Source organism: Streptomyces sp. NPDC057939, assembly GCF_042887545.1.
Classification (GTDB): Bacteria; Actinomycetota; Actinomycetes; order Streptomycetales; family Streptomycetaceae; genus Streptomyces.
In genome coordinates this window covers 99,052-121,164 of record NZ_JBHVPG010000004.1, presented here as the reverse complement: position 1 = coordinate 121,164, position 22,113 = coordinate 99,052, and the positions used below count along the sequence as shown (strand labels likewise).

Here is a 22,113-nt window from a genome sequence, read left to right as displayed (position 1 = left end):
GCGGCGCCGGCCCCCTCGTACCCGGCCGCGCGGCTACGGCAGCCGGTCGATCCGGAACGTCGAGGTCGTGTTCCGGATGTCCACGGCGTTGCCCTCGGTCCTCAGGTTGTGAATGGTGACCGATCCGACTGCCGGGCCCTGGCCCGCCTCGGGCATCTCGTTCGCCCAGAGCCCGAACCCGGACTTCGCGTCGAAGGCGTCACCGCTCTTCCTCGCCCCGGTGATGGTGATGTCCCGCAGGACGGTGTCCTTGATGGGGTTGACCGGTTGGCCGCCGACGTACTGCGTCTGGAACATGATGCCGCTGTACGTCGGGTCGACTATGTCGACGTTGTTGATCCGGATGCCCTGGAACACCTTCGAGGCGGAGAACAGCCAGATCCCGGGGAAGGTCTGCCCGCCCCAGAAGTGGCCGCCGGAACGTACGACGGAGATGTTCTCGAAGGTCGTCGGTTCCGTGCCGAACCCGTTCATCGGGTATCCGAAGTCAAGCGAGCTGACGGTGATTCCCGAATAGACGAGGGTGTCGGCGATGTGGATGTTGCGGAAGGTGTTGTTGAACCCGCCGTAGACGGCCACCCCGGCGGCCCGCCAGGTCAGGATCGTGGTCAGGTTCTCGTAGACGTTGTTCTTCATGTCCGCGCCGCCCGCGTCGATCGCGGAGAACAGCGCGAAGCTGTCGTCGCCCGTCGCCCGCGCCTCGTTGTTGGTCACGAGGTTGTCGGTGCTGCCGTTCGTCATGTTGATGCCGTCGGCGAACATGTTCCGGATCCGCGAGTTCTTGATGGTGATCCGGTCGGTGTTGGCGCCCCAGTACAGGCACACCATGTGCTCGTTCCAGATGTTGTCGATGGTGATGTCGGAGACGCCCGCGAAGTCGAAGACCTTGCCCGGACCGTCGATGCGCGAGGTGTAGTTGCCGAAGTAGGCGAAGCCCGAGAAGGACGAGCCCTTCGCGGTGCCGTCGGCCCGCCAGCCGACGTCGGTGTTGTCCTGCGCCGACGGGGCGTGGAAGCGGGTGAACCACGGTCCGGCCCCGACCACCTGCACGGCCTTGCCGTACACCTGGAACTTGCTCGCCGTTTGGTAGTCGCCCGGGGGCAGGTAGACGCCGGTGAGCTTCCCGGTGGGGTCCATCCGGACCTTGTCCAGGGCGTTCTGCACGTCCTGGTGACCGAAGCCGGCGGGTACGGCGTAGGTCTGCGGGTCGGGGTTCGGGGCGGCGGTGGCCTGCTCCAGGCTGACGAAGTCGATGGCGTAGGTGGAGGTGTTGGCGGCGTCCTTCTGCAGTCGGATCCTGCTGCCCTTGGGGACGGTCTCGCCGAGCAGGACGTTCGCCTCGTCGTAGATGTGGCGCGGCGCTCCGGCACTCGGCGAGTTGCCCGGCGAGGCCTCGGCCCCGTACAGCCAGGCGTACTTGGAGGTCAGCGGCAGGGCCTTCTTGAAGACCCCGTCGACATAGACGTTGATGGTGGAGTCGATGCCTCCGCCGCCCGGGGCGTCCGGGATGGAGAAGCGGGTGACCAGGGTGTTGGTGGTGGCCCGGGTCGTGAACTCGACGTACTCCCCGGTCGCGTCGAGGCTGACGGCCTTGCGGCCCGAGGCTTCGCCCGCGATGTCACCGATGGTGCGGTTGGGCCCGACCACCGTCGCCCCTCCCCCGGTGACGGCTTCCTCCGCCTCGTACATGTCGAAGGGCATGTTCGCGCCCCGGCCCACGAAGAACGGCCTGGTGGAGGTGTTGTTGCCGCGCTTGACGGGCAGTTCGGCCGCGTCGTCCGCGAGGACGACCTTGACCGTGTACTTGCCGTTCGCGGCCGGCCAGCTGCCGAGCGCGATCGGTGCGGTGGCCGCGCCGGCGGCGAGGGGCCCGTCGAAGGATCCCGTCAGGGTGCGGACGGTGGCACCGGTCGCGTCCTGGAGGGTGAGCGTGACCGCGTGCGGGCCGGGCGCCGAGGCGACCGTGCCCTGGTTGCGGACCGTCACGGCGAAGGCGACGGGTCGCCCCTCGGACGGGGCGGACGGCGACCAGCTCACCTCGGAGGCGACCAGGTCGGAGCTGTCCACCGCGCGGACCACCAGCGGGGAACCGGTGAAGGAGTTGTTGCTGTCGTTCTGCTCCACCACGGTGTTCGCCTCGTCGACGACGGCGGTGGGCTGGTACGTCCCCGCGTCGCGCGCGCCGATCCCGGCGCCGACGGTGGCGCTCGCCCCGGCGGCCAACGCGGGCACGGCCGCCGTGCCCACCTTCGTACCACCGAGCGTGAAGGTCACTGCGGTGGCGGGGGCGGGCGCCGAGCCACTGTTCCTGACGGTGGCGGAGAGGGTGACCGGGTCCGACTCCACGGGGGCCGCCGGTGCGGCGCTCAGCCCCGTGACCTCCAGGTCCGGGTTGGGGGCGGGCACCCCGATCACCTGGAACTCGGCGATCTGCCCGTTGGAGGAGCCGGTGTTGGAGGTGAAGCGCAACTGGACGTCCGCGACGCGGGCGGTCAGCGGGATGGTGACGGTGTTGCCGGACGCCGGGTCGAAGGCGTAGTCCTTCGCGGCGACCAGACCGGTGGTCGCGGAGGCGCCCTGCTCCCGTCCGAGGACCTGGATGTTCTGGGCGCGGGCGCCCCAACCGCTGTCCGGGTTCAGCTTCAGGACGAGGCGCTGCACGTCCGCGTTGGCGCCCAGCTTGACCGTCAGCGTGCTCGGGTACGCCCCCGCGGCGCCCTCCCAGTAGGTGGCCGTGTTGTTGTCGTTGGCGTTCTCCGCGACGAAGGTGTGGATCACGGATGAGCCGCTGACCGGCTTGCCGACGGCCAGGTTGGAGCCGCCGCCCCCGGTTCCGTTGCGGGTCACGGAGTTGCTGTCGCCCGAGCGGTTGCCCGCCGCGTCCCTGGCTCGGACGACGTAGCTCACCGTGGCGGTGGCCGGCTGGGTGTCGGTCCAGGAGGTGGTGTTCCCCGCGACGGTCGTGCGCAGCACGTTGTTCGCGTACACCTCGTAGCCGGTCACCCCGACGTTGTCGGTGGCGGCCTGCCAGGACAGTGCGATCCGGTCGGCGGCCGGTTCGGTCAGGGTGAGGGCGCCGGGGACCGTCGGGGCCTGGGTGTCGCCGGTGTCCGCCGCCCGGGTCACGCTGTTGCTGTTGGGCGACTGGTTGCCGGCCGCGTCCCTCGCTCGGACGTGGTAGGTGATCGCGGTCCCGGTGGGCTGCGTGTCGGTGTAGGTGGTGACGTCCCCGGCCACGCTCGTGCGCAGCTGGTTGTCGGCGTAGACGTCGTACCCGGTGACGCCGGTGTCGTCGGTCGCCGCCGTCCAGGTGAGCCTGATCCGTCCGGTCGCCGGTTCGGTGTACGCGAGCCCGGTGGGGGCCGTCGGCGCGGTGGTGTCACCGGTGCGCGGTCCGTAGACCTCCAGTTCGGAGAGCTGGCCGCCGGGTTGTTCCGTGTTGGCGGAGATCAGGACGCGCAGGTGGCGGGTGGTGGTCGCGTCGAAGGCGATGGTCACGGAGTTGCCGCCGGCGGCATTGAACAGGTAGCCCTTCGAGGCGGTCAGGTCCGTGTGGTCGGCGCCGTTGAGGCTGCCCTGGATCTTCAGGGTCTGGGTGCGGGCGCCCCAGGTTGCGGGCAACCGCAGCACCACCCGGTCGACGCGTACGGAGGCGCCGAGGTCCACCTGGAGCCACTGGGGCAGGGCGCCGTTCGCGCTCTCCCAGTAGCTGGCGGTGTTCCCGTCGTTGGCGTTGGCCGGCAGGTAGGTCTGGGTGCTGCTGCTGGCGGTGAGGGTCTTGCCGCGCGCCAGGTCGAGCGACGACTCGTCCGGGGTCCGCACCTGCAGCTCGGAGAGCTGCGCGGCCTGCCAGCCGGTGTTCGCGGTGACGGCGATCCGTACGTACCTGCTCCGGGTGGCGGGGAAGGTGATGGTGACGGTGTTCCCGTTGCCCGGGCCGAAGACGTACGCGGCCGACGCGACCAGGGTGGCGAAGCTCGTGCCGTCGTCGCTGCCCTGGACCGCCAGGGTCTGCGTGCGGCTCTCCCACGACGCCGGCAGCCTCAGTACCACCTGGTCGACACGGGTGGTGGCGCCGAGGTCGGTCTGCACCCACTGCGGAAAGGTTCCGCCCGCGCTCTCCCAGTAGGTCGAGGGGTCACCGTCGGTGATGTGGGCGGCGCTGTGGGCGCCGTTGCTGCTGCTCGCCGTGGCGGGCCGGCCGGCCGCGATGCCCGGACCGCCCGCGGCCGCGGCGGTCAGGGCGGGCCAGCCCATGATCAACAGGGCCGTACTGAGGACGGCGGCCAGCGCCCGCCACCTCCAGGTGTGCCTTCTCATAGGTCCTCGTCCCTCGACATGAACTTCCGGAAGCGGGTGAGACAGGAATTTGCGTGCTGCCGTGCGAGAATTGCAGAGCCCTGCTCAACCGTCCACACTTCTGACCGCACTTCCGTGCCTGCATCACTTGCGCAAGCTGGGCGTAAATAACGCAAGCGATTTGCGTGGACGAGGGAATTCCGCTGAGGCCGAAGCCGACCTACGGTGCTAGTCATGCGGTTCCTCCCCACCAGCGCTCGGCGCCTCGGGCTGCCCAGACGGGCCGTCTCCCAGATCCTGCTGACCCAGCTGGCCCTCGCGGCCGGGGTCCTCGCGCTGGCCACCGGACTGTTCCTGGCACCGCTGAGCGCCCAGCTGGACGACCAGGCCATGCGCCGCGCCCTGGCCATCGCCCAGAGCGCCGCGGCGGACCCGTCACTGGCCGCCGACCTCCTGGTGTCGGGCCCGGCGGCGGACACCCCGGTCCAGGCCGCGGCCGAACGGATCCGCCGGGCGACCGGGGCCGAGTACGTGGTCGTCCTCGACCTGACCGGCATCCGCCGCTCCCATCCGAGCACCGACCGGATCGGCCTGCCCGTGTCCACCGACCCCGCCGACGCGCTCGCCGGCCGCGAGGTGATGGAGATCGACGAGGGCACCCTGGGACGCTCTGCACGGGGCAAGGTCCCGCTCGTGGCCGCCGACGGGGAGATCGTCGGAGCCGTGTCGGTCGGCATCGCCTACGACAACGTCCGCGATCGACTGGTCGGAGCCATCCCCGGCCTCCTCGCCTACGCGGGCGGCGCCCTCGCGGCCGGCGCGCTCGCCGCCTACCTGCTGTCCCGCAGGATCCACCGCCAGACCAGGGACCTGGCCTTCTCCGACATCGCCGGCCTCCTCGCGGAGCGCGAGGCGATGCTGCACTCCATCCGGGAGGGAGTCATCGCCCTCGACGGGAGGGGCCGGATCAGGCTGGTGAACGACGAGGCCGCCCGACTGCTCGGTCTCACCCCTGACACCGCGCACACCCTCTCCGGCCTCCCCCTCGACGAGGTCCTCGGCGCCGGTCGCACCACGGACGTCCTGTCGGGCCGCGTCACCGGCCGCGACCTCCTCGCCGTGCAGGGCCCCCGCGTCCTGGTCGCCAACCGGATGCCGACCTCGGACGGCGGCGCCGTCGCCACCCTGCGCGACCGCACCGAACTGGAACACCTCGGCCGCGAACTCGACTCCACCAAGGGCCTGATCGACGCCCTGCGCGCCCAGGACCACGAACACGCCAACCGCCTGCACACGCTGCTGGGCCTGCTCGAACTGGGCCTGCACGACGAAGCCGTCGAGTTCGTGACCGAGGTCGTGGGAGTGCACCGCACCACGGCCGAGCAGGTGACCGAGCGGATCCACGACCCGCTGTTGGCAGCCCTGCTGGTGGGCAAGGCCACGGTCGCGGCCGAGCGGGGCGTCCCGCTCCGGCTCGCCCCGACGGCCCTGCTCCCCGACCGGCTGGTGGATCCCGGCGGTCTCGTCACCATCCTCGGCAACCTGGTCGACAACGCCCTGGACGCGGCGGCGGGCTCGGCCGCGCCCCTGGTGGAGGTCGACATCCGCGCGGACGGCCGCAGCGCCGTCCTGCGCGTGCGCGACAGCGGTCCGGGCATTCCCGCCGGACACCGCGAGGAGGTCTTCACGGAGGGCTGGTCGACGAAGCAGCCCCGGGCCCACCGCGAGCGCGGCCTGGGCCTCGCCCTCGTACGCCGTCTCGCGGAGCGGCAGGGCGGGAGCGCCCGGGCCGGTGAAGCAGCGGACGGAGGGGCGGAGTTCTCCGTCGTACTCCCGGAGGCCCTGCGGTGAACGAGACCCCGATGCACGTATTGGTCGTCGACGACGACGTGCGTGTTGCCCTGATCAACGCGGCGTACGTGGCGAAGGTTCCCGGGTTCCGGGTCGCCGCCCAGGTCCATTCCGCCGCCGAGGCACTGGAGTTCCTCACCGCCCACCCGGTGGACCTGATCCTCCTCGACCACTACCTGCCGGACGAGAACGGGCTCGACCTGGTCCGGCGCCTGCGCCAACTCGGCCACCACACCGACGTGATCATGGTCACCGCGGCCCGTGACCTGGCGACCGTCCGGATGGCCATGCGCCTCGGCGCCCTCCAGTACCTGGTCAAGCCCTTCACCTTCGCCGGCCTGCGCGGCAAGCTGGAGGCCTACGCCACCCTCCACCGCTCCCTGGCCGGCGGCGGCGAGGCCGAACAGGCCGAGGTGGACCGGATCTTCGGCGCGCTCGCCGCGGCCGGTACCCCCAACGAACTGCCCAAGGGCCACTCCCCCACCACGGCGGAACTGGTCCGCCAGGTCCTGCGCGCCGCAGAGGGCCCCCTGTCCACCCAGCAGGTCGCCGACCGGGCCGGGATCAGCCGCCAGACCGCCCAGCGCTACCTGAAGCTCCTCGACCGCGCCGGCCGCGTCACCCTCGCCCTGCGCTACGGAGAGACCGGCCGCCCGGAACACCGCTACTCCTGGCGGCCGCCCGGCGGGGCCTGACGGGACCGGGGGCCCGCCCCCGGACTCATACCGCCCCGGCCCCCGTCAGGGAGCGGACCTCGGTCTGCGCGTGCTTGCGCTCGTCCGGCTCCTCCCCGGACGTCACCGTGCCCAGCCAACCGGCCAGGAAGCCCAACGGGATGGAGACGATCCCCGGGTTCTGCAGCGGGAAGTACTGGAAGTCCACCCCGGGGAAGAGGGACTCGGGGCTTCCGGAAACCACCGGCGACAGCGCCACCAGCAACACCGAGGGAACCAGCCCCCCGTACACCGACCAGACGGCCCCCCGCGTGGTGAACCCGCGCCAGAAGAGCGAGTACAGCAGCACCGGCAGGTTCGCCGACGCCGCCACCGCGAAGGCGAGCCCCACCAGGAAGGCCACGTTCAGGTTCTGGGCGAGCAGCCCCAGGGCGATCGCCACCGCACCGATGCCGACCGCCGCCATCCGCGCGACCGCCACCTCGCTGCGCTGCCGGGCGTGCCGGCGCTTGAGCGAGGCGTAGAGGTCGTGCGCGACGGAGGCCGACGAGGCCAGGGTGATCCCGGCGACCACGGCGAGGATGGTCGCGAAGGCGATGGCGGCCACGAAGGCGAACAGCACGGCACCTCCCGTGGTCCCGGCGCCCCCGCCGAGGAAGGCGGCCAGTAGCGGTACCGCCGTGTTCCCCGAGGCGTTGGAGGCCCGCACCGCGTCGGGCCCCACGAGCGCGGCCGCGCCGAAGCCGAGCACGATGGTCATCAGGTAGAAGCCGCCGATCAGGCCGATCGCCCACACCACCGAGCGGCGCGCGGCCCGCGCGGTGGGGACGGTGTAGAAGCGCGACAGGATGTGCGGCAGGCCCGCCGTCCCGAGGACCAGCGCGAGCCCCAGGCTCATGAAGTCGAAGCGGGAGGTCCAGTCGCCGCCGTACTTCAGGCCGGGACTCAGGAACCGGCTCCCGTGCCCGCTGCGGTCGGCGGCGGTCGTCAGCAACTGGTCGAAGTTCCCGTGGAAGCGCAGCAGGACGAGGACGGTCAGGGTGACGGCCCCGCCCATCAGCAGCACGGCCTTCACGATCTGGATCCAGGTGGTGGCCCGCATCCCGCCGAAGGTCACGTAGACCACCATCAGCGCGCCGACCCCGATCACGGTCAGGGTCCGGGCCCCGGGCCCCGAATCCCCGAGCAGCAGGCCCACCAAACTGCCCGCGCCGACCATCTGGGCGATCAGGTACAGCACCGAGACCACCACCGAGGAGGTCCCGGCGGCGATCCGCACGGGCCGCTCGGCCATCCGCGCGGCGACCACGTCGGCGAGGGTGAAGCGCCCGCAGTTGCGGACCAGTTCGGCGACCAGGAAGAGGACCACGAGCCAGGCGACGAGGAAGCCGACCGAATAGAGCAGGCCGTCGTAGCCGAAGAGGGCGATCAGCCCGGAGATGCCCAGGAACGACGCGGCCGACATGTAGTCACCGGCGATGGCGAAACCGTTTTCCAGCGGGGAGAACAGCCGCCCGCCCGCGTAGAACTCCTCCGCGGAACCGTGCCGGTTGCGGCTGACCCAGGTGGTGATGCCCAGGGTGACGGCGATGAACAGGCTGAACAGGATCAGCGCCAGGGTCTGGTGTTCGGTGGTCACCGGAGCTCCCCCCGGGCCCGGTTCCGCTCCTGGTCGCGTTCCTGCTCGAAGACCGTCCAGCGCAGGTCGAGCGCGGCCCGGTCCCGCCGCAGTCGGGCGTGCCGGGCGTAGGCCCAAGTCAGCAGGAAGGTGCTGAGGAACTGCCCGAGGCCCGCGACCAGGGCGACGTTGACCGCGCCCACCACGGGCCGGGCCATCAGGCCGGGCGCCATCGTCGCCGCGATCACGTAGGCGACGTACCAGAGGAAGAAACCGACGGTCGCCGGGACGACGAACCTCCGGTAGCGGCTGCGGACCTCCTGGAAGGCGGCGCTGCGCTGCACTTCCAGGTAGATGTCGGATGCCCCGGGCGCGGGGCGGCCCCCGGGGACCTGGCGTGGAGGGACCGTTTCCTCGACCTCGCCCCAACCCACGGCGAGCGCGTCGTACCAGGGGTCGTCCAGCCGGATCGTTCCGGCATCGCGACCATCGTGCTTGTCCACCGAACTCTCCTTGTCCGCTGCCGCATTGGCCGCGTGCCCACAAGGATGTGCGGAATGAACGGTTTCCGGACTGGTGTCCCGGTCCTCTTCACTCCTTCAGGTGATGGAGTGAAGAGCACCGGTGTGCCGTGGCGCCGGAGGTGTCCGCCCGGTCAGGCGTCGATGCGCGAACGGTCCAGGGTCGCCGCCGAGCTGGTGATGAACTCCTTGCGCGGAGCGACCTCGTTGCCCATGAGCAGGTCGAAGACCTGCTCCGCGCCGTCCAGGTCACCGATGTTGATCCGCCGCAGGGTGCGGAAGCGGGGGTCCATGGTGGTCTCCGCGAGCTGGTCGGCGTCCATCTCACCGAGGCCCTTGTAGCGCTGGATGGCGTCCTTGTACCGGATGTTCTTGCGCTGGTACTCCAGGAGCGTCTGACGCAGCTCGTTGTCCGAGTACGTGTAGACGTACTTGTCCTGGCCGCGCTTCGGCTGGACGAGTTCGATCCGGTGCAGCGGCGGCACGGCCGCGAAGACCCGGCCCGCCTCGACCATCGGCCGCATGTACCGCTGGAAGAGCGTGAGCAGCAGGCAGCGGATGTGCGCGCCGTCCACATCGGCGTCGACGAGCAGGACGATCTTGCCGTAGCGGGCGGCGTCGAGATCGAAGGTGCGGCCCGAGCCGGCTCCTATGACCTGGATGATCGCGCCGCACTCGGCGTTCTTGAGCATGTCCGAGACCGACGACTTCTGGACGTTGAGGATCTTGCCCCGGATCGGCAGCAGCGCCTGGAATTCCGAGTTCCTGGCGAGCTTGGCCGTACCGAGGGCCGAGTCCCCCTCGACGATGAAGAGCTCGCTGCGGTCCACGTCGTCACTGCGGCAGTCGGCCAGCTTGGCCGGCAGCGAGGAGGATTCCAGCGCGGTCTTCCGACGCTGCGCCTCCTTGTGCTGACGGGCCGCGATCCTGGTCCGGGCGGCCGCGACGATCTTCTCCATCACGGAGCGGGCCTGCTGCTTGTCGTCGCGCTTGGTGGAGGTCAGGAAGGCCTTGAGCTCCTTGGCGACGACGGCGGCGACGATCCGGGTGGCCGCCGAGGTGCCGAGCACCTCCTTGGTCTGGCCCTCGAACTGCGGCTCGGCGAGGCGGACGGTGACGACGGCGGTCATGCCCTCCATCGCGTCGTCCTTGACCACGTCGTCCTCGGCGACGCGCAGCAGCTTCGCCGAGCGCAGGACCTCGTTCACGGTCTTGGCGACCGAGCGCTCGAAGCCGGAGACGTGCGTGCCGCCCTTGGGGGTGGCGATGATGTTGACGAAGGACTTGACGTTGGTCTCGTAGCCCGTGCCCCAGCGCAGGGCGATGTCGACGCCCAGCTCGCGGGTGACCTCGGTCGGGGTCATGTGGCCGCGGTCGTCGAGGACAGGGACGGTCTCCTTGAAGGTGCCCGTGCCGGTCAGGCGCAGCACGTCGCACACGCCCTTGTCCTGCGCCAGGTACTCGCAGAACTCGCTGATGCCCCCGTCGAAGCGGAAGGTCTCCTCGGTCTTGCCGGCACCCTCCAGGGCGCGCTCGTCGCGGACGACGAGGGTCAGGCCGGGCACGAGGAAGGCGGTCTGGCGGGCGCGCTGGTAGAGCGTCTCCAGGTTGAGCCGGGCGTCCTTGAGGAAGATCTGGCGGTCGGCCCAGTAGCGGACCCGGGTCCCGGTCTTGCCCTTGGCGATCCGCTTGACCTTGCGCAGGGCGTGGTCGGGGTCGAAGGGGCCGTCGGGGCCCTGCTCGGTGAACATGCCGGGGACGCCGCGACGGAAGCTGATCGCGTGCGTCGAGCTGCCCCGGTCGACCTCGACGTCGAGGCGGGCCGACAGGGCGTTGACGACGGAGGCGCCGACGCCGTGGAGGCCGCCGGAGGCCGCGTACGACCCGCCGCCGAACTTGCCGCCGGCGTGCAGCTTGGTCATGACGACCTCGACCCCGGAGAGGCCGGTCTTGGGCTCCACGTCGACGGGGATGCCTCGGCCGTTGTCCCGCACCTCGACCGAGGCGTCCTCGTGGAGGATCACCTCGATGTGGTCGCAGTACCCGCCCAGGGCCTCATCGACGGAATTGTCGATGATCTCCCAGAGGCAGTGCATCAGGCCTCGACTGTCGGTGGAGCCGATATACATGCCGGGGCGCTTGCGAACGGCCTCAAGGCCTTCGAGGACGAGCAGGTGCCGCGCGGTGTAGTTGGAACCGTCCCGGTCTGCTCCGGACAGCAGCGCGCTGGAAGGCACGGACGTGTCGGCGGTCACGCAGTTCGCTCCTCGCTGAATTTCTTTTCTGGCCCGGTCGGGCGCAGGGGTGGCACGGGTGCCGGTCCGAGGGTACCGAGGCCTGGTAGAGCCGATGCAACGCCACCCTCTCGCGTTCCTCAGCCTAGTGCAGATCCGTACGGGTGTTCGATCCCCCGGGAGGGTGAAGCAAACATCACGTTCCCTTCCAGGCATGAACCATTTAGTGTTCGGGCACGTCCTCATGAACAACCGGCGCTCGTGCCGGGGAGGACGGGAACTGCTACAAGCGAACGACTGACAACGCGAAACCGTAAAGCAACGCAATACGGCTCCTTCGCCGCCAACCGGCAACAGCCGGCCAGCTTCGGAAGGAAGTTTCGAGGAAAAGCCGCGAGCGGGAACGTTTTCGGCCTGGTTGGATGTTGACCCTGGTACGACAGCTCGTCGAGCTAGAGAAGAGGCGACGTGACTACTGTTCTGACACCCGCGACCCCGCTGACGGCCGCTGACCGATGCGACCGCTGCGGCGCCCAGGCATATCTGCGCGTCGTCCTCCTGAGCGGTGGTGAACTGCTCTTCTGCGCCCACCACGGGCGCAAGTTCGAGCCGGAACTCAAGAAGATCGCCGCGGAAATACAGGATGAGACCGAGCGGCTTACGTCCGCTCCGGCGGCCGCTGCCGCCGACACCGAGGACCGCTGACACTTAGGCCTGCACCTCGCATCCGACGAGCAAGGACCGGCCCAGGCCGGTCGACGGGCGGTGTCCCTGAGACCCAGGGATACCGCCCGTCCTCATGCTCGGGGCCCCTCCACAAACCCCCGACGTCCCCCGAACCCCAGGCACCGCTCCACGAGGCCTTGAGGGGTGCCTGTGGCCCCTCCCGACGACCCCCGGGTGTACTCACACCGCGCCGGGCCGCTAGCCCCTCTGTCGGCCGCTCACGAATTCGATCAACGGAGCCACCCGGGTGTAGACGCCGGGGCTGTCCGCCCGCCCGCAGCCGCGCCCCCAGGACACCAGGCCGATGAGTCGTCCACGGGCCACCAGCGGCCCGCCGCTGTCTCCCTGGCAGGCGTCCTTGCCGCCGTCGGCATCGCCCGCGCACACCATGGAATCGGCCCGGTACTCACCGTCCCGGTCCCCGGGGTAGGCCCGCCGGCAGGTGTCGTCGTCCAGCACGGTGACCGACGCGGCCCGCAGCCCGTACGCGTAGTCGCCGTACCCGCTCGTGTCGCCCCAGCCGTACACGGTCGCCCCGGTCCCGGGCTCGTAGGCGGCGTCGCCCGCGCCGGCCATGGGCAGCACGTGGTCGGCGGGCACCGCCTCGGCCAGTTCCAGGACGGCCAGGTCCCCCGCGTTGCTGGCCGGGTCGTAGCCCGGGTTGATCCGGGCCGCGCGCACCGCGATCTCCCGGCCGTCGGCGGCGCGCAGCTCCGTGCGCCCGGTGATGACCCGGAAGTCGGCCACGGATTCGACGGGGCCGCCCAGCACCTGGCCGCCCAGGCAGTGGGCGGCCGTCACCACCGTGGTCGGGGCGACGACGACGCCCCCGCAGAACTGACCGTCGCGGGTACCCCCGAACCGGTCACGGCTGGCGAGGGCCACCACCCAGGGGTTGTCGCCCGAGGTCACGGGCTTCCCGCCTATGACCACGCTGTCCGCGACCGCCCGGGGCGCCTGGGTGAGCGGCCCGGCGGCCGCTCCGGTCACCAGCGTCAGCGCACCCGCCAGGGCGCGGGCAAAGGGACGACGCATGAGGCCTCCTGACTCCGAGTGTGTATGACTCCACCCAGAGTGGTGTGCCCGGTGGCCGTGCGCACCCGCGCGGCCACCGTCGTACGCACCTCGGGACCGGTCCGACGCCCGGACCGGTCCCGAGGTCCCGCCACGAACCGATCAGTCCAGGTAGTCGCGCAGCACCTGGGAGCGGGAGGGGTGCCGGAGCTTCGACATGGTCTTGGACTCGATCTGCCGGATGCGCTCGCGGGTGACGCCGTAGACCTTGCCGATCTCGTCGAGGGTCTTCGGCTGGCCGTCGGTGAGGCCGAAGCGCATCGAGACCACGCCGGCCTCGCGCTCGCTGAGCGTGTCGAGGACCGAGTGCAGTTGCTCCTGCAGGAGCGTGAAGCTGACGGCGTCGGCCGGGACGACCGCCTCGGAGTCCTCGATCAGGTCGCCGAACTCGCTGTCGCCGTCCTCGCCGAGCGGGGTGTGCAGGGAGATCGGCTCGCGGCCGTACTTCTGGACCTCGATGACCTTCTCGGGGGTCATGTCGAGTTCCTTGGCCAGCTCCTCCGGGGTGGGCTCGCGGCCCAGGTCCTGGAGCATCTGGCGCTGCACGCGGGCGAGCTTGTTGATCACTTCCACCATGTGCACCGGGATGCGGATGGTGCGTGCCTGGTCGGCCATGGCGCGCGTGATCGCCTGGCGGATCCACCACGTGGCGTACGTGGAGAACTTGTAGCCCTTGGTGTAGTCGAACTTCTCCACCGCGCGGATCAGGCCCAGGTTGCCCTCCTGGATCAGGTCCAGGAAGAGCATGCCGCGGCCGGTGTAGCGCTTGGCCAGGGAGACCACGAGGCGGAGGTTGGCCTCCAGCAGGTGGTTCTTGGCGCGGCGGCCGTCCTCGGCGATGATCTCCAGCTCGCGCTTGAGCTTGGGTGCGAGCTTGTCGGAGTTCGCCAGCTTGTCCTCGGCGAAGAGGCCGGCCTCGATGCGCTTGGCGAGCTCGACCTCCTGCTCCGCGTTGAGGAGGGGGACCTTGCCGATCTGCTTGAGGTAGTCCTTGACGGGGTCCGCGGTGGCGCCGGCCACGACGACCTGCTGGGCGGGGGCGTCGTCCTCGTCGTCGGAGATGACGAAGCCCTTGTTCTCCCCGCTCTCCTCCTCCTCGTCCGCCTCGCCCTTCGCGGCGTCGGGCCCCTCCTCGGTGGTCTCCCCGTCGCCGTCGTCGGAGTCCTTCTTGCCCGCGGTCTTCTTCGCCGCCGTCTTCTTGGCGGCGGTCTTCTTCGCGGGTGCGGCCTTCTTGGCAGCCGTCTTCCGTGCCGCGGTCTTCTTGGCGGCGGGTTCGGTTCCGGGCTCGGCGGTGACCTCGTCGGTGGCGGGGTCCGTGGCCGCGACCCCTGCGGGTGCGGCCTCGTCGGCCGCGGTGCGGGCCGCCGTCGTCGTCGTCGCGACGGTCTTGGTCGCCGTCCGCTTCGCGGGGCTCTTGGCCGCGACGCTCTTGCGGACGGTGCGCTTGGGCGACTCCGCGGCACTGACCATCAGCGTCACACCCTCTTCCTCAAGGATCTGGTTGAGGCTGCGCAGGACATTCTTCCACTGGGTCGCAGGAATCTGGTCAGCCTCGAAGGCCCGACGCACGTCATCGCCGGCGATCTGCCCCTCGGCCTTGCCCCGCTCGATGAGCGCCATCACAGACTCGGAATCGGCGATCTCCGACGGGAGCGTACGGGATGTGCTGGCCGACACGAACAACCTCTCGGAACGATGGAAACGGCTTCCGACCCCGGCCTGGTGCTGGACCGGAGCCGACGACCACCGACTGGGGATGGGCCGGGGGCGCGGGCAGGGGCCGGGGAGCTGCACAGCATCCCCAAGGGCTGCTGTCTTCCCTCCGTCGGCCATCACCTCTTACGTCATCGCGTGACGTCGCGGAGCGTTACGCGACATCTTGGTGGCCAGGGTCACACCAGGCCCGGTCCGACACCGTTCGTACGGTCACACAAGCGCGTCCGGGGGCTGCGGACGACCCCCGGACGCCGGTGTCGCCGGACCCGAAACGGGCCCGGCGACCGGTGCTGCACCCCCGCGCCCCCGCGCGTCGGCGCGTCAGTGCTCGCGCGGGGCGGGAACCACGCGCTCGACCTCCGGATGCACCGTCAGGAGCTGGCGCATGGCGTTCTCGGCTCCCATGGCGTCACCGGCGGCGAGGGCCTCCACCATCCGCGCGTGGTGGGCCACGCAGGTCTCGCTCGGGCGGTCGCAGGCGGTGACGGGGCTACCGGAAACCTGGAGGGCGGCGGAGACGATGCCGGAGAGGTGTTCGAGCATCCGGTTGCCGGCGACCTGGATCAGCAGGGAGTGGAACTCGTGGTCGGCGCGACCGAAGGTGATCACGTCCCCCTGGCCGAGGGCGTGGCCCATGATCTCGACCATGTCGGCGAGGCGCTGCTGGACGTCGGGGCGACCGTGGCCCGCGGCGAGACGGGCGGCGAGCGGCTCGATCGTCAGGCGGAGCTCGCCCAGCTCGCGGCGCTGGTCGTCCCGCTGGGGTCCGAAGGCGCGCCATTCGATGATGTCCGGGTCGAGGAGGTTCCAGTCGGCGACGGGGCGGACCCGGGTGCCGACGTTCGGGCGGGCGCTGACGAGGCCCTTGGCCTCCAGGACCCGCAGGGACTCCCGGACGACGGTGCGGGAGACCTCGAAACGCTGGCCGATCTCCTCGGGAACCAGCGGGCGGTCGGCGCCGAGGTCACCGGAAACGATCATCTGGCCGAGCTGTTGGACGAGTTGGCCGTGCAGGCCGCGGCCACGGCTACCGGCGGCGCGGCGGCCGACACGGCTCAACTCGATGTCGGCGCCGTCCCAATGGGGAGGCCCGACCCGGTCGGACCCGGAGGTCTCCGCGTAGGGGTAGCGGTCGAGTTCGCCCGAGCCGGCGAGGCCGGTGTCGGCATGGCGGGCGGCGGTCATCATGGTGTGCGCAAGGGTACTCACGAATCCTTTGTCGGCCGTGCCTCCTTCGCCCTTGAGGTCTTTGGTGAAAAGCACACGAAAGGGTGATCGGTGCCACCTACGCAATTGACGACTTATCGTAAAGAACCGGGCCTTTCGCGGGGAGTTGTGATCCGCTTCACGTGATTTCGAGTGATCCGGTCTTCCGTGGTCCTCGGGACGTCGTCACCCGCACCCGAACGGTCACCAACGGACTCGGGCACGCAGTCCTGTGAACCCATAGGCGCACAACAGGACCATCAGCGACAACACCAGTGCGATCCCGACGGGTTGGGCCATCACCCGCAGTGCTCCGAGGACGAACCGGTCGGCCTCCGGCGGCCACTGTCCCCAGGACAGGCTCCGGATCCGGGAGCCGAGTCCGCCCACGGGGTAGGCGGACGGCCCCTCCAGGACCCTGCGGACCAGCGGTACGACCATCACCGGTACGGCGAGCACCGCGGCCAGGCCCGCCGTGGCGGACCGGAACACGCCGGAGGCGAGCACGCCCGCCCAGGCGCAGCCGACCAGGAGCCCGGCCCAACTCGCGGCCGGGGAGATCCACTCCGCGGGCGGGCGCAGGGGCGACGTCTCGAAGACGATGCGCAGGACCGCTGCGTCGGCGATGACCGCCAGGGCGCCGAGCAGCAGCGCGAAGGCGCCGCAGACCCCGAGTTTGGCGGTGAGCAGCCCCATGCGGCGCGGCACCGTGCCGCGGTCCGCGGCGAGCGCCGGGTACCGGTACTCCTCACCGAAGGCGAGGGCGCCGAGCAGTCCCGCGCCCAGTGCCGCGGGGGGCAGCGGGAGCAACTCGGGCCAGGCGGCGAGGAGGCGGCTCTGCGGGGTGTGGCCCGCGCGGGCGAGCACGAGGGAGATGAGCGTGGAGGCGACGACGACGGCGGCCGCCGTCAGGAGCGGCGTGGCGGTGCCGAGGATCCGGCGAAGTTCGTAGCGCAGCGGACGCAACGGTCCGCCGACGCGGCGCACTCCGGAGGTGGCCCGCCCCGGGTCCGCGCAACGGGGGCGTGCGGCTCCGGGGTACGCCGCATCGGCGCGCGCTGCCCCGAAGTGCGTCGCTCCGGAACTCGGCTGCTCGGTGCGCGGGACGTCCGGACGTACGTCATCCGACGGCCGCACTGCGAAGCGCGTGGCTTCGGCACGCGACAGTGGGTCACGTGAACCATCCCGACGCGCCACTTCGGGGTGTGCGGCGTCGGGACCCGTCGCCCCGGAACCCGCCGTTTCGGCAGCCGCTGTTTCGGAGCCCGCAGTTTCGGGGCGGTCGGCCGCGGAACGCGCGGCGCCGGTGGCTTCCCGCGCCGGATCGGCATCCACATGGGCTCCGGCGAAGCCCTCCGGACGGCTGTCCACGCCGCCCCCGGGGCCGTTGTCGTGGCGGGGGCCCGCGTGGGACGACGAACGGGGAGCGCCTTGGCCGCCGGGATCGACATCGGGCCGCGTGTCGGCCCGGGTCGCTCCCGTCGCCGTCTCGAAGCCTCCGCCGGCGCGGATCCGGGCGCCGACTTCGAGTCGGACGTCGGCGCGGGCCTCCGCGCGCGTCTCGGAACGGATGTCGGAGCCGGTCCAGGGGCCGGTCCCTGATCGGAGTTCCGGGCGCTGATCGGAACGGAGTTGGGCGCCGGCACGGGTGCGGGCCTGCGGGACGGGCGGTACCGGCGCCGCGGAGTCACCGACGATCCCGACGCCGATGCCCAGGCCGCCGGTGTCGCCCGTGTCGCCGGTCTGACCCGTCTCGTCGGCGAGCTGGTGGACCAGGACCCCGTGCCGGAAGGCGGCTTCGCCGATCTCGGCGCAGTCGCTGCCGTACACCGACAGGCGGCTGCCGCTCTCCTCGACGATCTCCACGGCGCGTTGGGCCGCCCGCGCCTCCCGGGTCAGCACGTCGGCCAGTCTCGCCGCGTGCGGGGTGCGCACCGCGACGCGCGGCCGCAAGCGGGTGCGGGCGAAGTCCACGGCATCCTGGTCGGCGACGAGCCGGCCCGACGCGATGGAGACGACCCGGTCGGCATGGCCGGCCGCTTCCTTGGCGTCGTCGGTGGTGAACAGCACCGCACCGCCGAGGGAGGCGTGGCCGCGGAGCAGCCCGTGCAGCCAGGCACGTTCCTTGACGGAGAGTCCGGCGCCGGGTTCGTCGAGGAGGAGGGTGCAGGGATCGGCGAGCAGGGCGGCGGCCAGCCCGACCCGGCGGTCCATGCCGAGGGAGAGCGATCCGAGCCGCTCGTCGCGCAGGCCCGCGATGCCGACGACCTCCATCATCGTCTCGGCGCGGGAGGCCGGCACTCCGGCGGCGGCGCACAGCATGCGCAGTTGGTTGCGGACGGTCCGCGCCGGATGGCCGGGCACGTCGCCGAGGAGCACGCCGACCTCACGGCCGGGATGCGGGATCCGATGGAGCGGGCGCCCCCGGAAGTACGTGATGCCCCGGCCCGGTTCGAGTTCGAGCATGAGCCGCAGGGCCGTGGTCCTGCCCGAGCCCGGATCGCCGAGCAGGGCGGTCACGCAACCCGGGCGGGCCTCGAAGCTGAGGCCGTCCACGAGGGGCGGGAGTTTCCGACGGGGGGTGCTGGTGAGTCCAATGGCCTGGAGCATCGCTTCTCTCGCGGGGGGTGAGACCGCTTTGCGGCAGTGTGAGTACCGCAAGCAAGATAACGCGATATGTCCGATTTTCTGCGCAGCCGGTCCGTGGTGGGACCGGTGTCGCATCGGGTGGCTCAGACCTCGGGGCGCAGCATCGGGGGGTTGAGGAGGGTCGCCCCGCCGGCCCGGAACAGTTGGGCGGGCCGACCTCCCTGACGGGTCGTGGTCCCCCCGGCGGGCACCAGGAATCCGGGGGTCCCGGTGACCTTGCGGTGGAAGTTGCGCGGGTCGAGGGACACGCCCCACACCGCCTCGTAGACCCGGCGCAGCTCGCCGACGGTGAACTCCGGCGGGCAGAAGGCGGTCGCCAGGGAGGAGTATTCGATCTTCGAGCGGGCTCGTTCCACGCCGTCGGCCAGGATCGTCGCGTGGTCGAAGGCGAGTCCGGCGGACGCCTCCGCGGGCACTTCCAGGAGTTCGTCCACCGGTGCCCAGCGGGCGCTGTTGGCATCGCCTCCCGCGCGGGGAGCGGGCAGGTCCGGGGCCAGGACCAGGTGGGCCACGCTGACCACCCGCATCCGGGGGTCCCGATGGGGATCGCCGTAGGTGGCGAGCTGTTCGAGGTGCGCCCCGTTTCCCGCGTCGGGTGCCGCCGGATCGTGGGCGCACAGCCCGGTCTCCTCGGCGAGTTCCCGGGCCGCGGCACCCGCCAGGTCCTCGTCCCCTCGGACGAAGCCGCCGGGCAGTGCCCAGCGGTCCTGGAACGGCTGCTCCCCGCGTCGCACCACGAGCGCGCAGAGCGCGTGGCGCCGCACGGTGAGCACGACCAGGTCGACGGTGACGGCGAAGGGCGGATAGGCCGACGGGTCGTAGGGCGACATGCCGCGATCATAGTCGTCTGCCTGACGATAAACAGGGCTTTGGTGATCCTGGAGACCGTGATCTGGAACCCAGCGGCCATCCTGCCGATCGCGTCGCCCCGGTCGAACCGTCGCAGGAGCTTCGCCGCGGCTGCGACCCAACGGTGATCCGGGCCGGCGGGAGCCGGTGCGGGCCGGCGTGGGGCACCGGGCCGGCGGCCGCCGGAGCGTCGACGGCCGCCGTCGCGGTGGCCGTGATCGCGTTGGCCGTGTGCACCGGGCACCGCCGACCCGACGGAACCGGGCGGGTCCGCCCTATCCACGGAGTTGGAGCACATCGGCGGCCTCCTCCACCATGCCGACGCCGAGCCTGCTGATCCGCACGGTGAACGGTTCCCCGACGACGCGTAGCCCCGAGAGGCGCAGGGCGCCGAGCGGCGCGCCGGCCGGCGGGGCCACCGCGACCGTCTCGGCCGGGGCGTCGGGCCGGATCCCGGCGAGGGCCGTCAACGCGTGGATCCCGGCGGCGGCGGCCACCGCGGCGGGCCTGCAGGCGGCCGGATGGGGAAGCGGGGCGCTGCCGGCGGTGCGCTGCTCGGCCGCGTACATCTCCGGGAGGCGGTATCCGAAGGTTTCCGCCGCGTCCAGGAGGCCGCGGAGCAGTCCGGCGGCTTCCTTCTCGAAGCCCGCCTGGACGAGGCCCGCGACGGCGACGGCGGTCTCGTGGGCCCTGACGGCGCCCGACCGGTGACCGAAGGGGTTGTGGCCCGGCTCCCGGGTGGCCATGCTCCGCAGTCCCCAACCGGAGTCCATGGCGGGGGCTCCGAGGAGGCGGGCCAGGTGTTCGGTACGAACCGGATCCAGCAGGCCGGGGGCGAGTCGGCCGCCGCCCAGCAGCCCGGTGTCCAGCAGGTGGGCGGCCGCGCCCGTGAGCCGGGGCAGCGGCCGCCCGTCGGGGTGCAGGGCCGCGGCGGGTCGGCCCCCGTCCGGTCCGTCGATCCAGAAACCCGCCCGGAACCTAGCCCTCAGCTCGGCGGCCCGCTCGCGCCATTCCGGGGCTCCGGACCGACCGCACGCGTCGAGCAGGTCGGCGCCGAGCAGCGCGGCCCGGTGTGCGTGGGCCTGGGTTTCGACGCGACGGGGTCCCCGTTCGGGGTCGGCCACGAAACCGTCCTTCCCGAAGGCTCCGCGCAGCCAGTCCAGGCAGCGTTCGGCCGCGGGGAGCAGGCGGGCCACTTCGTCCTCGGAAAGCCCCCATCGCCGCGCCTCGGCCAGGAGTGCGGGGAACCCGAGGGTGGCCTCCGTACCGGTGCACCCCGGTGGCAGCTGCGGTCCGGCGGCGCGCAGTGGACCGGGGATCTTCCCCGTGTCGGGGCCGCTGCCGACGGTTTGACTCCGGGCCAGGGTCCGCAGCGTGGCGGCGGCCAGTCCGGTGCCGAGCGGCAGCGCCATCCGCGCGGCCCAGAGGGACTCCGCCGGGGCCAGTCCGAGCCGCCACGGCACTCCTGCCGCCGCGAAGGCGTCGCCGGGTGAGTCGGGGGCCCTGAGGAGCAGGGCGCCGAGGTCGTCGAGGCTGGTGCGGAACCAGGCGTCGGCCCTCGGGTCGTCACCTTCGGCGCGGGCTGCGGAGAGCGGGTTCGCCACCTGTCCGGCGGGGGCTCTGCCGGTGCGGTCGTGCGTGGTCCGCAGCCCGATGGCGCGGGACTGTCCCGGCGCCAGTTCCATTTGCCAGCGCAGGAGTCCGGCGGAGGCGAGGGCGTCGTCGGGGGCGGGTTCGGCGGTGGTGACGGCCAGGGCCTCGCCGGCGCTCCAGCGCAGTCCGGCGGCGTGGACGGCCGCGGGCAGTTCGGGCCCCGGTCCACCCGCGGCCAGCGTGGCCAGTTCTGCCAGGTCGGTACCGAGGAAGACCTCCACGGTGAGCCGCATCGGGCGGGAGGCGAAGCTGCGCAGGGTGATCCGCTCGGTGCCGTCGGCGTGCCGGATGCGCTCCACGCCGATGTCCGGGTCGGGCCCGGCCTCGAATCCGGTACGGACGGTGGCTGTGAAGGCGGCCCGATCCGCGCCGAGGCTGCGCCCCTGGACGGCGACCGGGTCGCGGCCCGCGACGCGGAGCACGCAGCGGGACAGCAGCCGGCGCCCGGCGCGGTAGATCCCGTCGATGCCCCGCCCGGTGAGCTGGCCGTGTTCCGGGGAGATGGCCAAGCAGGGTGCGGAGACGCAGATGACGGCTCCGTGTACGGGTGGCAGATCGGCCCGGCGTGCGGCGGGTGCCCCGGGTGTCGGGGCGCCCTGGCGGCCCGGACCGTTCCCGGGCTCCTCCACGGCGCCGGGGCGCCCGCCGGTGCCGGTCGGGTCGCCCTCCGGTCCCGCCGTGCCCGGGGGCTCGTCCACTCCCCCGGTCCGCCGGCCGGGTGCCGGTGGGGCTGCCGCGTGTTCCGCAGGGCGGGCAGGTGCCGCGGCGGCGCCGGGCAGCCCCGCGTCAGGGCCCGGGCCGGGCCTGGTCGGCGTTCCGGGGGGCCGGTGGGCCGGGACTTCCGGCGAATGGGCCTGCGGGGACGTGGACGGCCCGGTGGGATCGGTGAGGGGTACGGGGGGAGCCATGTGCCGCCTTGTCTGCGCTCCGGCCGGTCGGGCGGGGCGGCGGCGCGGCCGGGCCCCCACCGCCCTCCAGGGGAACGCCCCGGCCCCCGCCCGGGTCACGGGCCCCGGTGGTGACTGGCCCCGGAGCGCGGGGCG

The 22,113-nt window shown here is 71.9% G+C and carries 13 protein-coding genes; 3 read left to right on the top strand and 10 right to left on the bottom strand.

The genetic code is table 11. From position 1 onward, the window contains the following. Positions 1 to 33 precede the first annotated feature (33 nt). Positions 34 to 4,320 carry a discoidin domain-containing protein gene (locus tag ACFVS6_RS06675; RefSeq protein WP_389701271.1) on the bottom strand — a complete coding sequence of 1,429 codons (4,287 nt, stop codon included), beginning with the start codon at positions 4,318 to 4,320 and terminating at the stop codon, positions 34 to 36. 213 nt (positions 4,321 to 4,533) lie between these two features. Here ACFVS6_RS06675 and ACFVS6_RS06670 point away from each other — a divergent pair, with 213 nt between their 5' ends. Then, positions 4,534 to 6,150 carry an ATP-binding protein gene (locus ACFVS6_RS06670; RefSeq protein ID WP_389701269.1) on the top strand — a complete coding sequence of 539 codons (1,617 nt, stop codon included), beginning with the start codon at positions 4,534 to 4,536 and terminating at the stop codon, positions 6,148 to 6,150. A gap of 11 nt (positions 6,151 to 6,161) precedes the next feature. Further along, positions 6,162 to 6,845: a response regulator gene (locus ACFVS6_RS06665; protein ID WP_389701602.1), complete on the top strand. Its 684-nt coding sequence runs from the start codon at positions 6,162 to 6,164 to the stop codon at positions 6,843 to 6,845. Positions 6,846 to 6,870: 25 nt separating this feature from the next. Here ACFVS6_RS06665 and ACFVS6_RS06660 read toward each other — a convergent pair whose 3' ends face one another. From ACFVS6_RS06660 to ACFVS6_RS06650, 3 genes are all read right to left on the bottom strand, one after another. Continuing rightward, positions 6,871 to 8,463 (bottom strand): cation acetate symporter, encoded by a 1,593-nt coding sequence (locus ACFVS6_RS06660; protein WP_389701268.1) that lies wholly within the window; start codon positions 8,461 to 8,463, stop codon positions 6,871 to 6,873. Beyond that, positions 8,460 to 8,945 (bottom strand): DUF485 domain-containing protein, encoded by a 486-nt coding sequence (locus ACFVS6_RS06655; RefSeq protein ID WP_389701266.1) that lies wholly within the window; start codon positions 8,943 to 8,945, stop codon positions 8,460 to 8,462. Before ACFVS6_RS06655 ends, ACFVS6_RS06660 begins: the two co-directional genes overlap by 4 nt. 152 nt (positions 8,946 to 9,097) lie before the next feature. Next, complete coding sequence (locus tag ACFVS6_RS06650) at positions 9,098 to 11,218, bottom strand: type IIA DNA topoisomerase subunit B (RefSeq protein ID WP_389701264.1); 2,121 nt, start codon at positions 11,216 to 11,218, stop codon at positions 9,098 to 9,100. 447 nt (positions 11,219 to 11,665) lie between these two features. On the opposite strand from ACFVS6_RS06650, the gene ACFVS6_RS06645 reads away from it, so the two are divergent. After that, on the top strand, positions 11,666 to 11,902 hold the full coding sequence (locus ACFVS6_RS06645) for a hypothetical protein (protein ID WP_266573543.1): 237 nt from the start codon (positions 11,666 to 11,668) through the stop codon (positions 11,900 to 11,902). Between the two features lie 219 nt (positions 11,903 to 12,121). Here the strand turns inward: ACFVS6_RS06645 and ACFVS6_RS06640 are convergent, their stop codons facing one another. From ACFVS6_RS06640 to ACFVS6_RS06615, 6 genes are all read right to left on the bottom strand, one after another. Continuing rightward, entirely contained in the window at positions 12,122 to 12,958 is an 837-nt protein-coding gene (locus ACFVS6_RS06640; RefSeq protein WP_389701262.1) for a S1 family peptidase, read from the bottom strand. Positions 12,959 to 13,099: 141 nt separating this feature from the next. Then, positions 13,100 to 14,674 carry an RNA polymerase sigma factor gene (locus ACFVS6_RS06635; RefSeq protein WP_389701260.1) on the bottom strand — a complete coding sequence of 525 codons (1,575 nt, stop codon included), beginning with the start codon at positions 14,672 to 14,674 and terminating at the stop codon, positions 13,100 to 13,102. Between the two features lie 360 nt (positions 14,675 to 15,034). Further along, positions 15,035 to 15,976 (bottom strand): FadR/GntR family transcriptional regulator, encoded by a 942-nt coding sequence (locus ACFVS6_RS06630; RefSeq protein WP_389701258.1) that lies wholly within the window; start codon positions 15,974 to 15,976, stop codon positions 15,035 to 15,037. A 147-nt stretch (positions 15,977 to 16,123) separates the two neighbouring features. After that, positions 16,124 to 18,529: an ATP-binding cassette domain-containing protein gene (locus ACFVS6_RS06625; protein WP_389701256.1), complete on the bottom strand. Its 2,406-nt coding sequence runs from the start codon at positions 18,527 to 18,529 to the stop codon at positions 16,124 to 16,126. Positions 18,530 to 18,651: 122 nt separating this feature from the next. After that, on the bottom strand, positions 18,652 to 19,398 hold the full coding sequence (locus tag ACFVS6_RS06620) for an NUDIX domain-containing protein (protein WP_389701255.1): 747 nt from the start codon (positions 19,396 to 19,398) through the stop codon (positions 18,652 to 18,654). 294 nt (positions 19,399 to 19,692) lie between these two features. Beyond that, a complete protein-coding gene (locus ACFVS6_RS06615) occupies positions 19,693 to 21,768 on the bottom strand; it encodes a glycogen debranching N-terminal domain-containing protein (protein ID WP_389701254.1) in 2,076 nt (691 codons plus the stop codon). Positions 21,769 to 22,113 lie beyond the last annotated feature (345 nt).

Excerpts from the sequence above, each read along its gene's own strand:
- ACFVS6_RS06675 (WP_389701271.1), bottom strand. The coding sequence starts at position 4,320 with ATGAGAAGGCACACCTGGAGGTGGCGGGCGCTGGCCGCCGTCCTCAGT.
- ACFVS6_RS06670 (WP_389701269.1), top strand. The coding sequence starts at position 4,534 with ATGCGGTTCCTCCCCACCAGCGCTCGGCGCCTCGGGCTGCCCAGACGG.
- ACFVS6_RS06665 (WP_389701602.1), top strand. The coding sequence starts at position 6,162 with ATGCACGTATTGGTCGTCGACGACGACGTGCGTGTTGCCCTGATCAAC.
- ACFVS6_RS06640 (WP_389701262.1), bottom strand. The coding sequence starts at position 12,958 with ATGCGTCGTCCCTTTGCCCGCGCCCTGGCGGGTGCGCTGACGCTGGTG.
- ACFVS6_RS06625 (WP_389701256.1), bottom strand. The coding sequence starts at position 18,529 with ATGCTCCAGGCCATTGGACTCACCAGCACCCCCCGTCGGAAACTCCCG.
- ACFVS6_RS06620 (WP_389701255.1), bottom strand. The coding sequence starts at position 19,398 with ATGTCGCCCTACGACCCGTCGGCCTATCCGCCCTTCGCCGTCACCGTC.